Source organism: Qipengyuania sp. YIM B01966 (assembly GCF_016461955.1).
In the GTDB taxonomy this organism is placed as follows: Bacteria; Pseudomonadota; Alphaproteobacteria; order Sphingomonadales; family Sphingomonadaceae; genus QFOP01.
Genome location: NZ_JADMNM010000005.1, coordinates 158,803 through 172,319 on the forward strand (window position 1 = coordinate 158,803; position 13,517 = coordinate 172,319).

General features: G+C 66.5%; 16 protein-coding genes. 10 read left to right on the forward strand and 6 right to left on the reverse strand.

What is annotated here, in order from left to right; translation table 11 throughout:
• Positions 1–169: 169 nt before the first annotated feature.
• Positions 170–448 (forward strand): hypothetical protein, encoded by a 279-nt coding sequence (locus tag ILT46_RS08035; RefSeq protein ID WP_199504102.1) that lies wholly within the window; start codon positions 170–172, stop codon positions 446–448.
• Positions 403–729 (forward strand): hypothetical protein, encoded by a 327-nt coding sequence (locus ILT46_RS08040; RefSeq protein ID WP_199504103.1) that lies wholly within the window; start codon positions 403–405, stop codon positions 727–729. The genes ILT46_RS08035 and ILT46_RS08040 overlap by 46 nt, the downstream gene beginning before the upstream one ends.
• On the opposite strand, the gene dut is transcribed toward ILT46_RS08040, so the two are convergent.
• Positions 726–1,184 (reverse strand): dUTP diphosphatase, encoded by a 459-nt coding sequence (gene dut / locus ILT46_RS08045; RefSeq protein WP_199504104.1) that lies wholly within the window; start codon positions 1,182–1,184, stop codon positions 726–728. The two genes, ILT46_RS08040 and dut, sit on opposite strands and share 4 nt — an antisense overlap.
• Positions 1,177–2,709 carry a bifunctional phosphopantothenoylcysteine decarboxylase/phosphopantothenate synthase gene (locus tag ILT46_RS08050; protein ID WP_370592387.1) on the reverse strand — a complete coding sequence of 511 codons (1,533 nt, stop codon included), beginning with the start codon at positions 2,707–2,709 and terminating at the stop codon, positions 1,177–1,179. The genes dut and ILT46_RS08050 overlap by 8 nt, the downstream gene beginning before the upstream one ends.
• Positions 2,710–2,815: 106 nt before the next feature.
• Between ILT46_RS08050 and ILT46_RS08055 the strand changes: the two genes are divergently transcribed.
• Positions 2,816–3,205 carry a hypothetical protein gene (locus ILT46_RS08055; RefSeq protein WP_199504105.1) on the forward strand — a complete coding sequence of 130 codons (390 nt, stop codon included), beginning with the start codon at positions 2,816–2,818 and terminating at the stop codon, positions 3,203–3,205.
• Here the strand turns inward: ILT46_RS08055 and ubiB are convergent.
• The gene (ubiB, locus tag ILT46_RS08060; protein WP_199504106.1) at positions 3,202–4,758 is read right to left on the reverse strand and encodes a 2-polyprenylphenol 6-hydroxylase; all 1,557 of its coding nucleotides are present in this window, start codon (positions 4,756–4,758) and stop codon (positions 3,202–3,204) included. The genes ILT46_RS08055 and ubiB overlap by 4 nt on opposite strands.
• Before the next feature lie 15 nt (positions 4,759–4,773).
• Positions 4,774–5,511, reverse strand: coding sequence for a class I SAM-dependent methyltransferase (locus ILT46_RS08065; RefSeq protein ID WP_199504107.1), 738 nt, complete (start codon positions 5,509–5,511; stop codon positions 4,774–4,776).
• Between the two features lie 54 nt (positions 5,512–5,565).
• Between ILT46_RS08065 and mutM the strand changes: the two genes are divergently transcribed.
• From mutM to ILT46_RS08090, 5 genes are all read left to right on the forward strand, one after another.
• Complete coding sequence (gene mutM / locus ILT46_RS08070) at positions 5,566–6,378, forward strand: bifunctional DNA-formamidopyrimidine glycosylase/DNA-(apurinic or apyrimidinic site) lyase (RefSeq protein WP_199504108.1); 813 nt, start codon at positions 5,566–5,568, stop codon at positions 6,376–6,378.
• A 124-nt stretch (positions 6,379–6,502) separates the two neighbouring features.
• Complete coding sequence (gene rpsT / locus ILT46_RS08075; protein WP_199504109.1) at positions 6,503–6,763, forward strand: 30S ribosomal protein S20; 261 nt, start codon at positions 6,503–6,505, stop codon at positions 6,761–6,763.
• A 443-nt stretch (positions 6,764–7,206) separates the two neighbouring features.
• Positions 7,207–8,664, forward strand: a complete 1,458-nt coding sequence (gene dnaA / locus ILT46_RS08080) for a chromosomal replication initiator protein DnaA (RefSeq protein WP_199504110.1) — start codon at positions 7,207–7,209, stop codon at positions 8,662–8,664.
• A 119-nt stretch (positions 8,665–8,783) separates the two neighbouring features.
• Positions 8,784–9,608 (forward strand): HesA/MoeB/ThiF family protein, encoded by an 825-nt coding sequence (locus ILT46_RS08085; protein ID WP_199504155.1) that lies wholly within the window; start codon positions 8,784–8,786, stop codon positions 9,606–9,608.
• Entirely contained in the window at positions 9,605–9,892 is a 288-nt protein-coding gene (locus ILT46_RS08090; protein ID WP_199504111.1) for a GIY-YIG nuclease family protein, read from the forward strand. The genes ILT46_RS08085 and ILT46_RS08090 overlap by 4 nt, the downstream gene beginning before the upstream one ends.
• A gap of 42 nt (positions 9,893–9,934) precedes the next feature.
• Here ILT46_RS08090 and ILT46_RS08095 read toward each other — a convergent pair whose 3' ends face one another.
• A complete protein-coding gene (locus ILT46_RS08095; protein ID WP_199504112.1) occupies positions 9,935–10,651 on the reverse strand; it encodes an NAD-dependent deacylase in 717 nt (238 codons plus the stop codon).
• A gap of 108 nt (positions 10,652–10,759) precedes the next feature.
• Between ILT46_RS08095 and dapB the strand changes: the two genes are divergently transcribed.
• Positions 10,760–11,479, forward strand: coding sequence for a 4-hydroxy-tetrahydrodipicolinate reductase (dapB, locus tag ILT46_RS08100; protein WP_199504113.1), 720 nt, complete (start codon positions 10,760–10,762; stop codon positions 11,477–11,479).
• A 7-nt stretch (positions 11,480–11,486) separates the two neighbouring features.
• On the forward strand, positions 11,487–12,134 hold the full coding sequence (gene nth / locus ILT46_RS08105) for an endonuclease III (RefSeq protein WP_199504114.1): 648 nt from the start codon (positions 11,487–11,489) through the stop codon (positions 12,132–12,134).
• A 16-nt stretch (positions 12,135–12,150) separates the two neighbouring features.
• Here the strand turns inward: nth and ILT46_RS08110 are convergent, their stop codons facing one another.
• The gene (locus tag ILT46_RS08110) at positions 12,151–13,482 is read right to left on the reverse strand and encodes a dicarboxylate/amino acid:cation symporter (RefSeq protein ID WP_199504115.1); all 1,332 of its coding nucleotides are present in this window, start codon (positions 13,480–13,482) and stop codon (positions 12,151–12,153) included.
• Positions 13,483–13,517 lie beyond the last annotated feature (35 nt).

Sequence of the window (13,517 nt, forward strand, 5' to 3'; positions counted from 1 at the left end):
CTGGTCGGTTGAGCCGGCACGATCCGCGAGCGCATCTATCATCCGCTGGCGCTGGGTGAAACACCGATCACCTTGGCGGCCCCCACCCGCAGACCGTGACCGTCCGCACCGCTGACGGCCTGGAACTGGCTGGATATACTGGCCGCCCGCCCGGCCGGGCGGCGATGTGATGATCTATTTCCATGGTAACGGGCACAACCAGCTCGTCGGCGCGCAGCAGGCCCAGCCGCTGGCCATTGGCAGGCGCGGTGTCTTGGTCGCCTCCTATCGCGGTTATGGCGGCAATCCCGGCGCGCCTTCGAAACAGGCTTATTTGCCGATGGCGATGCGTGGCTGGCCCGCGCCACCGAACTCGCACCGGGATCGCGGCGCGTCCTGTTCGGCCATTCGCTGGGCGGGGCGGTGGCGCTCGAAATGGCGGCGCGGCACGAAGTTACCGGCGTGGTGACGCTCGGCATCTTCACCAGCATCGTCGACATGGCGCCGGGGCTGGTGCGCTTTATCATGCCCGACAGGTTCGACAATCGCGCGGCGGTGGCGCAGGTCGCGGAACCAGTGTTTATCCTCCACGGCGATGCCGACGACGTGGTGCCGTTCTCCGCTGCGGCCGAACTGGAGCGTGCCGCGCCTTCGGGAAATGTGACGGTCATCCCGCTGCGCTGCGCAGGGCATCAGGTGCCGCTCGCCGCGATTGCCGAACGGGTGTGGGCGTTGTTCCCGCCGCGCTAGAGCGCGCTGTGCCCGCCGGTTGAGCCGAAGCCGCCTGCGCCGCGCGCGGTATCGTCGAGTTCGGCCACCTCGACCCACGCCGCCTGCACGACCGGCGCGAGCACCAGTTGCGCGATCCGCTCGCCGCGCCGGATGGCGAACGGCTCGGCGCCGTGATTGATCAGGATGATCTTCACCTCGCCGCGATAATCGGCATCGATCGTGCCCGGCGCATTGGGCACGGACAGCCCATGCTTCAACGCCAGGCCCGAACGCGGGCGCACCTGGATTTCGTACCCTTGCGGTATCGCCAGTGCGAAGCCGGTCGCAACCGCATGGCGCGCGCCCGGTGCCAGCGTCAAATTCTCAGCCGCGAGCACGTCCATCCCGGCCGAGCCTGCGGTTGCGTAATGCGGCAGGTCGAGTCCCTCACCATGCGGCAGGCGACGGACCCTGACGGGAACCGGCTCAACCATCTCGCGCCCCCAACAGAGCATCCAACGCGTCGGCCACCCGTTCAACCAGTTCGCGGGCAACCTGGTCCTTGTGCATGGTGGGGAGCGTTTCCACGCCCTGCTCGGTGACGATGTGGACGGTGTTCGCCTCACCGCCCATGACATCGCCGGAAACATCATTGGCAACGATCCAGTCTGCCCCCTTGCGCCTGCGCTTTACTGTCGCATTTTCTACCACGTCCTGCGTTTCAGCCGCAAAGCCGACGACCAGCGGCGGGCGCTCGTCGCCGGTCGCGATGGCGGCGAGGATGTCGGGGTTTTCTTCCAGCAGCAGCGCCGGCGGGGCCGAGCCGCGCTTCTTCATCTTGTCGGCCGCCACATCGCGCGACCGCCAATCCGCGACGGCAGCCACCATGATTGCCGCATCGGCGGGGAGCGCCGCCTTGACCGCCTGGGCCATCTCGCGCGCGGTTTCGACATCCACCCGGTCCACGCCGGGCGGGGTCGGCAGGACCACGGGGCCAGACACCAGCGTGACCTGGGCGCCCAGTTCCGCGGCGGCGGCTGCGATGGCGAAGCCCTGTTTGCCCGACGACCGATTGGCGATGTAGCGCACCGGATCAATCGGCTCGTGCGTCGGACCGGAGGTGATGAGGAGATGGCGGCCATAGAGCGGGCGATGCGCAATCTCCCCCTCCCCCTCGAACCCCGGCTGCCCATCCAGCGGATCGGCGAGAACGGCGGCGGCCCCATCATAGGCCAGCGCGTCGGGATCGGTCGGCGGCGCAGCGCGGGCAGCGCCCTTGCCTGGCAGTAGCGCGCCGCCATTGTCAGAATGCCGTTCGCCCGGCGCCGCATCCGCCGGCCTGCGCGTCACCAGCGAGGAGAGCAACCCGCCAAGCCCGCCGCCCCCTGCATGGTTCTCGTCTTCGGCAGCTTCATGCGGGTGGAGCAATTCGGCGTCGGTTGCGGGTGCGAGCTCTAGCCGGCCAGCTATTGCCCGCCACACGGCATCGGGTTCCGGCAGACGGCCGGGTCCGAATTCACCGCAGGCCATCGGCCCCTCGTCAGGCTCAAGCACGGTGATGCCTGCGCCGCGCAGCCACGCGACGTTGCGCTGCGTCGCCTCGTGCAGCCACATCCGCACATTCATGGCCGGCACCGCCAGCACCGGCTTGTCGGTGGCGAGCAGCAGCGTGGTGGCCAGATCGTCGGCAATCCCGGCGGCCATCTTCGCGAGGAGGTCGGCGGTGGCGGGGCAGACCACCACCAGATCGGCCTCGCGGCTGAGCTGGATGTGCCCCATCTCGGCCTCGTTCCGAAGATCCCACAAGCTCGTATAGACCGGGTTTTCGCTCAGCGCGGCGAGCGCCATCGGGGTGACGAATTGCTGGCCGCCTTCGGTAATCACACAGGTCACTCTGCCGCCATGCCGGCGGATCAGCCGGACCAGTTCGCAGGATTTGTAGGCCGCGATCCCTCCGCCGATCACCAGCAGGATGCGCGGCACCCCGAGCAATTCTGGTGCCACAAGGTCTGCCGCCACTCACCCCTCCTCTGTCGCGCATGGTCCTAGCCGCTGGCGGCCCCGCTTGCCAAGCACCCGTGCCGGCAGGCACAAGGGGCGCCGTCGCCGCGAGGGGAGTACGATCATGCGCCTTGTTATCACCGCCCTGCTGTTTGTCGGTGGGCTGTTCTTCTCGTTCGTAGGTGTCGGCTTCCTGACCGATCCGGTGGCGTCTGCCGCCGGGTTCGGGCTGGCGCCCGACAGCACGATGGGCCTCGCGACCATCCGCGCCGATCTGACGGCATTTTTCCTTGTCGCCGGGTTCTGCATGGTCTGGGGCGCATGGCGCCGCAATGGCGACCCGCTGCTGATCGCCGCCGCCCTGTTCGCGGTCGCCTTCATCGGCCGGGCGGTTAATGCGGCAGTGGTCGGCGCCTATGAGGGGTTCTGGGTGCCGATGCTGGTCGAAGCGGCAGCGGTGGCGCTCAATCTGGCGGGAAGCCGGGTGCTGCCGCACCGGGTGATCGCAGACTAGCCGAACAGCCCGGCCGCCATGGCAGCGGCGACCGCGCCGCCGCCCGCCAGCGCCGCCAGCAGATAGCCCGGCCAGCGCCGTTCCTGCCGCGCGCGCCGCTCCCACATCAATTCGACGTGCGGCAGCGGTGGCGGTTCTGGCGCGCCGCCGCGCGGCGGATATTGCTCTTCCAGCCGGCGCAGCAATTGCGGTAGCCGCAGCAGCGTTTGCGTGTCTTCGCGGATCCGGTCCGCCAGGGCCGCCTCGGGCCCCAGCTCGTCGCGGATCCAGCCGCGCACAAACGGCGCCGCCACGTCCCACAGATTGATCGTGGGATCGAGCTGGGTAGCGATGCCTTCGACCATCACCATGGTCTTTTGCAGCAGCAGCAGATGCGGCTGGGTCTGCATGTCGAAATCGCGGGTGATCGCGAACAGGCTGTCGAGCATCTGCCCGACGCTCAGTTCGCTGACGGGCTTGCCGCGCATCGGCTCGCCCACCGCGCGCAGCGCCGTCGCAAACTCTGCCACCGAATGGTGGCTCGGCACATAGCCGGCCTCGAAATGGATTTCCGCCACCCGGCGATAATTGCCGGTGGTCAGGCCATAGAGGATTTCCGCCAGCCAGGCGCGCGCGCGCCGGTCGATCCGGCCCATGATGCCGAAATCGATCGCCACGATGGTCCCGTCAGCCTGCACGAACAGATTGCCCTGATGCATGTCGGCATGGAAGAAGCCCGCGCTGATCGCCTGCGTCAGAAAGCCGAGCACCAGCCTCCGGGCGATGTCGGTCAGATCGTGGCCCGCGTCGATCAGCGCCGCGCGGTCGGAAATCTTGATTCCGTCGATCCATTCGACGGTCATCACCCGGCCGTTCGACCGGTCCCAGTCGATCCGCGGCACGCGGTAACCGGCAACGCTTTCCATTGCCTCGGCCAATTCGCTCGCTGCCGCCGCCTCGCGGCGCAGGTCGAGCTCGTTATTGGTCCAGCGCTTGAAATTGGCGATCGTCAGCCGCGGGCGAAGCCGGCTCGCCTCGCCGCCCAAAGCCTCGAGATGCGCGGCGGCCCATTCGTAGGTCTCGATATCGCGGGCAAACTTCTCGCGGATACCGGGGCGCAGCACCTTGACCGCCACCTGTTCGCCGCTGGTGGTGACCGCCCGGTGGACCTGCGCGATCGAGGCTGCGCCGATCGGCTGCGCATCAATCTCGGCGTAGAGCGTGTCGAGCGGCGCGGCGAAGCTCGCCTCGATCGCCTGGCGGATCTCCGTAAAGGGGACAGGCGGCAGGCTGTCCTGCAATGCCAGCAGATTGCGCGCCGCATCCTCGCCCACCAGGTCAGGACGGGTCGCCAGCGTCTGCCCCAGCTTGATCGCCGCCGGGCCAATCGCCCGAAACGCGCCGGCATAGTCAGGCTGGCGCGGCTGGCTGGCGGCGAAGCGCGCGATCCGGGTCAGCCGGCGGACCTGCGGCGGGGTGTTCGGGTCACGCTCGATCCCGCGCAGCGCGCCGTGGCGGGCCAGTGTGCGCCCCCATCTTAGCAGGCGCGTGATATGAACGGCGTCGGTGGTCATCGCGTGGCGGCCGGCTCAGGCCTTCCAGCCCGAATGGATAGCCACCAGACCGCCCATGATCGGCTCGACCCGCGTGCGGGTGAAGCCGGCATCGCGGATCATTGCCTCGAACGCCTTCATATCGGGGAAGCGGCGGATCGATTCGATCAGATAGCGATAGGAATCAGCGTCACCGGCGATCGCCTTGCCCAGCTGGGGCACCAGCCGGTGCGAATAGAGGTCATAGGCTTCCTTGAAGCCGGGCCATTGGGTGGTTGAGAACTCGAGGCAGAAGAACCGCCCGCCGAATTTGAGCACCCGGTGCGCTTCGGCGAGAGCCGCCGGAATGTCGGTCACATTGCGGATGCCGAAGGCAATCGTGTAGGCATCGAACTGCCGCGCGGGGTAGCTCAGCCGCTCGGCGTTCTGGCATGACCAGACCAGCCCGTCGATCCCGCGCTTGAGCGCGCGCTCGACCCCGACATCGAGCATATCCTGATTGATATCGGCTACTGTCACTTCGGCGCCGGCGGCGGCCAGGCGAAAGGCAATGTCGCCCGTGCCGCCCGCCATATCGAGCACCGCCTCGCCCGACTGCGGCTTGACCCGGCGCACGAAGCGATCCTTCCACAGCCGGTGCATTCCGCCCGACATGGCATCGTTCATGATGTCGTATTTGGCGGCCACGCCCGAAAACACTTCGCCGACGCGGCGGGTCTTTTCCTCGGGCGCGACATCTTCATAGCCGAAAGAAACGGTGGTGCTGTCGCTCATGCCTCGCGCCTTAGGGGAGTTTCGGCAGGGGGCAAAGGCTGATAGCGGGTCCTCATGCCGGAACTGCCCGAAGTCGAGACCACCGTGCGCGGCCTCGCCCGTTTCCTCGACGGCGCGCGGATTGAACGGGTGGCGCTCGCGCGGGCCGATCTGCGCCGACCGTTCCCGGTGGATTTCGTTCAGCGGGTGACGGGAGCGCGCGTCACCGGCCTGTCGCGGCGGGCCAAATACGGGCTGATCGCACTCGACCGGGGCGACACGATCATCTTCCATCTCGGCATGAGCGGACGCTGGCGGATCGACCCGAGCGAACCTGACAAGCACGATCATCTGTCGCTGGAAACGGCCGATCACAGCTTCACGCTAAACGATCCGCGCCGATTCGGCTCGGTCGACCTGGTCGCTACCGACGCGCTCGATCAATGGCCCGGCATCGCCGCGCTTGGCCCCGAACCGTTGGGCGACGCACTGACCCCGCCGCACCTTGGCGCAGCCTTCGCCGGAAGGCGGCAGGCGATCAAGCTGCTGCTGCTCGACCAGCGCATCGTCGCCGGCCTTGGCAATATCTATGTCTGCGAGGCCTTGTTCATGGCCCGCATCCGCCCGACCAAAGCTGCCGGCAGCGTCTCGCGCGTGGCGCTGGCGCGGCTGGTCCCGGCGATCCGCGCGGTGCTGCTGCAATCGATCGAAGATGGCGGCTCAACCTTGCGCGATTATGCGCGGCCCGATGGCGAACTGGGCTATTTCGCCAGCCGCTTCGCCGTCTATGACCGCGAGGACGCGCCCTGCCCGCGCTGCCCCGGCACCATCCGGCGTATCGTTCAAGGTGGGCGGAGCACATGGTATTGCCCGCGCTGCCAGCGCTAGGCGGTTGACCATGCGCGCAGCGCTCGCTAAGGGGCGCGCTTTCTGGCGTTCCGACGCCGCCTTTCGCTTGGACCGAACAAAGATTTGACGGCCGCCCGCACGGTGGCCCGTAGCAAGGACGAACATGGCCAATACGCCGCAAGCCAAGAAGCGCATCCGCCGCAACCAGACCCGCGCCGCGATCAACGGTGCCCGCGTCAGCCGAATCCGCACTTTCGTGAAGAAGGTCGAAGCCGCCATCGAAGGCGGTGACAAGGATGCCGCCGCCGCCGCGCTCAAGGCCGCGCAGCCCGAAATGGCGCGCGGTGTCGCGCGCGGCGTAATGCACAAGAACACCGTCGCGCGCAAAATGTCGCGCCTGACCAAGCGCGTCGCCGCGCTCTGATTCGCTGCCGAGCGGGGCACCACCGCCCCCTCAATTCGCATGGCCGGCCCGGCAACGGGACCGGCCATTCGCTTGTTCGCCGCAGCTTTCCCCGATGGCGCCGTTGGTTAATGGCGACGACTCACGGATTTGCCGCGATTCGCCGCTCTGTTCAGGGGAAAAACACAGCGATTCAACGCTCTGAACGGGGCTCTGCGCGCTTTGCCGAGTCAACCGATTTATTTCAGATTTTTTGCAGCCGCGCCTCTTTACTCGCCTCGTCAACCGGCCATAAATCGGCGCTCTTCCGGAGCTGGACGGTCCGGGAATCACATGACGGGACGCCTCGGTCAGGCTGCATGTCGCCATGCGCGATTGTGCGGCGTGGAAAGCTATGGCCGGCGCGTTTGAGGGGCAGATTGGGCGCAGCGGAAGACCGCCGCGATCGGGGAAGGCGAGAGTTGATGAGCGAGCGGCCAGACCGTGCAGCCGCGCGGCGCAGCACGGGTGATGATGCGATGGAAGATCTCGAAGCGGTAAACCTGGCGGCCGACTGGTCGGACATCAGCCAGGGATTGCGCAAGGATCTGGGCCACCAACTCCACAGTCAATGGATCAAGCCGATCCAGGTCGGCGGGTTCTGCCACGAAACCGGCACGCTCGATCTTTATCTGCCGACCGAATTTTCCGCCAATTGGGTGCAGGACCGCTTCGCCGACCGGCTCTCGCTGGCGTGGAAGATTGCCCGCAGCGAAGTGCGTCAGGTGCGCATCCAGGTTCATCCGGGCCGCCGGCAGATGGCCGAATTGCGTATCGGCGAACGCCGTCCGGCAAACGATTCAGATGGCGCGATGCTGGAAATCGGCGCTGGCGGAATCGGCGAATCGGGCTTCGCGTCCTCGGTCGGGCTGGACCCGTCACAGACATTTGCCGCCTTCGTCACCGGCGAGGCCAATGTGCTCGCCTGCAACGCCGCGCAGCGCATGGCGGCGGCGGAAAAGCCGCAATTCTCGCCGCTCTATCTCAAGGCCGCGACCGGCCAGGGCAAGACGCATCTGCTGCACGCCATCGGCCATTCCTTCCTCGCAGCGCATCCGCGGGCACGGATTTTCTACTGCAGCGCCGAACGGTTCATGGTCGAATTCGTCCAGGCGCTGAAATCTGGTCAGACAATCGAATTCAAGGGCCGGTTGCGCAGCTTCGACCTGCTGCTGGTCGACGATATCCAGTTCATCATCGGCAAGGCGAGCGCGCAGGAGGAATTGCTCTACACGATCGACGCGCTGCTGGCCGAAGGCAAGCGGCTGGTCTTCGCCGCTGACCGCGCGCCCCAAGCCCTGGACGGGGTCGAACCGCGCCTGCTCAGCCGGCTGAGCATGGGCCTCGTGGCCGATATCCAGGCCGCCGATATCGAATTGCGCCGCAAGATCCTCGAATCGAAGCTGACGCGCTTTGCCCCCCTCGCCGTGCCCGAGGATGTGATCGATTTCCTCGCCCGCACCATCACCCGCAATATCCGCGAGCTGGTCGGGGGCCTCAACAAGCTGATCGCCTATGCCCAGCTGACCGGGCAGGAGGTGTCGCTGCAGCTGGCCGAGGAACAGCTGACCGATATCCTCTCGGCCAATCGCCGGCGGATCACGATCGACGAAATCCAGCGCACCGTGTGCCAGTTCTACCGCATCGACCGCGCGGAAATGTCGAGCAAGCGGCGCGCCCGCGCGGTCGTCCGCCCGCGGCAGGTGGCGATGTATCTCGCCAAGGTGCTGACCCCGCGTTCCTATCCCGAGATCGGCCGCAAATTCGGCGGGCGCGACCATTCGACGGTGATCCACGCCGTCCGCCTGATCGAGGATCTGCGTCAGCGCGATGCGGATATGGACGGCGATGTGCGGAGCCTGCTGCGCCAGCTCGAGAGCTGACCCTTGAACCAGATAGGTTCTAATATACTCTAGGATCGTTTCTCAGGGGTTATTCATCCTGTTGCGCACCTACCCTAGCGGGGATGTTGGAATCGTGCTGTACGGCGCTTGAAATGGCCATGCTGGCACCCGACCGCCTCGACCGCTTCGCGCGCCACATCGTCCTGCCGCAGATCGGCGGCGCGGGGCAGGTGTTGCTGGCCGGCGCGCATGTCGCGATTGCCGGGCTTGGCGGGATCGGCAGCCCGGTGCTGCATTATCTCGCCGCCGCCGGGATCGGCCGGTTGACGCTGGTGGATAATGGCGCGGTCGAGGCGAGCAACCTCCAGCGCCAGACGCTCTATACCGAACGCGATGTCGGCCATGGCAAGGCGGTCGCCGCGCGGCGCTGGCTGGCCGGCTTCGACAGCGCGATAAATGCCGAGATCGGCGATTACCGGCTAGACCAGGTCACCGCGCCGGGCTTTGTCGCGGGCGCCGATCTGGTGATTGACGGGACCGACAATTTCGCCGCCCGCCTCGCCATCTCCGACGCCTGCGTAGCTGCCGGCGTGCCGCTGCTGTCGGCCGCCATCGGCCGCTTCCAGGGCCAGGTCGGCGCCTTTGCCGGCCACTTGGCCAATGAGCCCTGCTACCGCTGCTTCGTCGGCGACGCCTTCGATGCCGAAGATTGCGACACTTGCGCCGATGACGGCGTGCTGGGCGCAATGGCCGGTTGGACCGGCAGCTTCGCGGCGATGCAGGCGGTCCGCGTGCTGGTCGCGCCGCAGATGGGCGAGGCGCAATGGGGCCGGCTGCACCTGCTCGACGGGCTGGCACCCGCGATGCGAGCGATGCGGATCAGCAAGGATTCGGCGTGTAAGGGATGTGGTAACCTTGTTTACCCCCATACGTCATCCCAGCGAAAGCTGGGATCGCTCTCCGATCCGGCCGACAACGCGTGAAGGGCGGTTGGGTCTATATCCCTACCCACAAGCGCGAGGGCGTGCTGTACATCGGCGTAACGTCCGATCTGGCCACGCGGCTGCACCAGCATCGCACCGGAACGGGGTGGGCATTTTGCCGCCGGTATGGGCTGGCTCGGCTGGTTCATGCCGAGCGCCACGACGATATCCATTGCGCCATCGCCCGCGAAAAAGCGATGAAAGCATGGCGCCGGGCTTGGAAGGTCGAACTGATCGAGAAGACCAATCCGGATTGGGATGATCTGCTCGAGCATCTCATTTGATCGACAGCGATCCCAGCTTTCGCTGGGATGACGATTTTGGGGTTACAACCCCACCATCTCCTCCACCCATGCCGGCACCAGCGCGCTTGCTGGCCCCAGCCGCGTTTCGTGAAACCAGCCCGAGCCTTCGCTGCGTTCGAGGTTGAGTTCCAGCGTCGCCGCGCCTACTTGCCGCGCATCGCGCACGAAACCAGCGGCGGGGTAGACCGCGCCCGAGGTGCCGATGGACACGAACAAATCCGCCTTGCGCAGGGCGGCGTATATCTCGCCCATCCGGTAGGGCATTTCGCCGAACCACACGACATCGGGGCGCAGCGCCCTTGCCTGGCAAACCGGGCAAGGCGGGCGGTCAATCAGGGCTCCGCGCCAGTCGCTCCGCACCCCGCAGGCCTCGCACAACGCCTTCAGATGTTCGCCGTGCATATGCACTACGCGGCGCGCACCGGCGCGTTCGTGCAGATCATCGACGTTCTGCGTAACGATGAGCAGCTCTCCCGACCATTGGGCATCGAGCCGCGCCAGCGCGTCGTGCGCCGGGTTAGGCACCTTGGTCTGGATCGCGGCGCGGCGCATGTCGTAGAACCGGTGGACCAGATCGGGGTCGCGGGCGAAGGCTTCGGGGGTGGCGACATCTTCCACCCGGTGCTGTTCCCACAGGCTCGGCCCGCCATCGGCGCCGCTGCGGAAGGTGTCGATCCCGCTTTCGGCCGAAATCCCCGCCCCGGTCAGGATGACGATGTTGCGGAACTGACCTGCCATGTATCCCCGCTCGTCCTGAGCTTGTCGAAGGACGCTGTTTGCTCGTAAGCGGCAATTTGAACAAATCGCGGGGCTTGGACAAGCTCAGCCTGAGCGGGGTATCTCTTGTTGGCCAGGATCGGCATCATCGGCAGCGAAGGGCGCATGGGGCAGGCGCTGGCCGAGGCGATCGGCGGCGCCGGGCACGCGCTGGCCGGCGGGATCGACCGCGGCGGCGATGCAGGCGCGCTAGCCGCGCAAAGCGAGGTGCTGATCGACTTTTCCGCGCCGCCTGCGCTCGCGGGCAACCTCGGCGCGGCGCGTGCTGCCGGCATTCCGCTGCTGATCGGCACCACCGGGCTTGACGCTGATCATCACGCCCTGATCGACGCCGCCGCAGCCGAAATTCCGGTGCTGCAAACGGGCAATACCTCGCTCGGCGTCACGCTGCTCGCGCGGCTGGTGCGCGAGGCCGCCGCGCGGCTCGGGCCCGACTGGGATATCGAGATTGTCGAGATGCACCACAGGATGAAGGCCGATGCCCCGTCAGGCACCGCGCTGCTGCTGGGCGAAGCGGCCGCCGCCGGGCGCGGCGCGGCGCTCGATACGCTGCGGGCCGACCGGCACGACGGCCCCCGATGCGAGGGTGCAATCGGGTTTGCGTCCTTGCGCGGTGGGACCGTCGCGGGTGAACACAGCGTGATTCTGGCCGGTGAGCAGGAGCGCCTGACGCTGTCCCATTCGGCCGAAAACCGCGCAATCTTCGCGCGCGGCGCTGTGCGCGCGGCGGTATGGCTGATCGGCCAGCCGCCCGGCCGCTACACGATGGATGACGTGCTGGGCCTGTGACGCCGTCGTGACCAAGGCCGAGATTTTCGAGTTTTTCCGCCGGCTGGCCGAAGACAACCCGGCGCCTGAAACCGAGCTGGAATATGGCAATGCCTACCAGCTGCTGGTCGCCGTCGCGCTGAGCGCGCAGGCGACCGATATCGGCGTCAACAAGGCCACGCGAGCGCTGTTCGCGCTGGTCGAGACGCCGGAACAGATGCTGGTGCTGGGCGAGGAGGCCCTGCGCGAACACATCAAGACCATCGGCCTGTTCAATTCCAAGGCGAAAAACGTCATCGCCCTGTCGCGCCTTCTGGTTGAACAATTCGGCGGCGAGGTTCCGGCGACGCGCGACGAGCTGGTCACGCTGCCGGGCGTGGGTCGCAAGACTGCCAATGTCGTCCTCAATTGCTGGTTCGGCGAGGAGACCTTCGCGGTCGATACGCATATCTTCCGCGTCGGCAACCGCACGGGCCTCGCGCCCGGCAAGACCCCCGATCAGGTCGAGGCCAAGCTCGACAAGCGCGTGCCCGCCCCGTTCCGCCTGGGCGCGCATCACTGGCTGATCCTGCACGGTCGCTATGTCTGCAAGGCACGTACGCCCGAATGCTGGCGCTGCCCGGTGGTCGATCTCTGCCGCTATCGCCAGAAGGTGCTCGTGAGGCCGGCCCGTTAGGTCGGCAAGGCGCGCGTCACCGGCGCGCATCCTCGAAGTTGTCGGGATCCAGCTCCAGCCCGGCCTTGCCGCCGGCGGCGGTATGCGCCGGCGCCTCGGGATGGGGCACGAATTCGGGCTCTTCGACTTCCAGCATTCCTTCCCATTTGGTGATGACGCTGGTAGCCACCGCGTTGCCGACCACATTGGTGGCGGTGCGCCCCATGTCGAGGAACTGGTCGATCGCCAGGATGATCGCCACCCCTTCGACGGGCAAGCCGAACATCGCCAGCGTGCCGGTGATCACCACCAGGCTGGCGCGCGGCACGGCGGCGATCCCCTTGGACGAGATCATCAGCGTCAGCAGGATCATGATCTGCGTGCCGATCGACAGATCGATGCCATAGGCCTGCGCGATGAAGATCGTCGCGAAGCTCATATACATCATGCTGCCGTCGAGATTGAACGAATAGCCGAGCGGCAGCATGAAACCGGAGATACGTCGGGGGATGCCGAACCGGTCAAGCTGTTCGAACAGCTTGGGCAGCGCGGCCTCGCTCGACGCGGTCGAGAAAGCGATCATGATCGGCTGGCGGATATAGCGGATCAGGCTCCAGATGCGGCCGTGCAGGAACAGCGCCCCGACGCCGAGGAGGATGATCCACAGGATCACCAGGGACAGGTAAAATTCGATCAGCAGTTCGACATAGGTGGCGAGAATGCCGAGCCCGCTGGCGGCAACGACATTGGCAATCGCGCCGAACACCGCAATCGGCGCATAGCGCATGACGTAGCCCGTCACCTGCAGCATCATTTCCGCCAGCGCATCGGCCCCGCGCACCAGCGCCGCACCTTTTTCCCCGATCGCCGACAGGGCGACGCCGGCGAAGATCGAAAACACCAGAATTTGCAGGATGTTGTTCGTCGCCATCGCCTCGAAGGCGTTCTTGGGGAAGACCGACAGGATGAATTCGGTGGCTTTCAGTTCCTTGACCTCGCCCACCGCGCTCGACGCGGCTGCGGCATCGGGAATGGGTGCGCCGATTCCGGGCTGGAACAGATTGACCATCAGCAGGCCAAGCCCGATCGAAATCAGGCTGGCGGTAATGAACCAGGCCAGCGCGCGCACGCCGATCCGGCCCAGCGCCGCGGAATCGCCCATATGGGCAATGCCGACGACAATCGTTGACAGCACCAGCGGCGCGACCAGCATCTTGATGAGGTTGAGGAAAATGTCCGACAGCAGCTTGAGCCAGGGGGCCACGTTCTGCTGGATCACCTCGGGCGCGAGCGAGGTGTTAAGGATCTGGCCGACCACCACCCCCAAGACCATGCCGAGCAGGATATACAGTGTCAGCCTGCGGTCCATTCCTCAACCCCCTTTATGTCCTCGCCCGCTGGCCT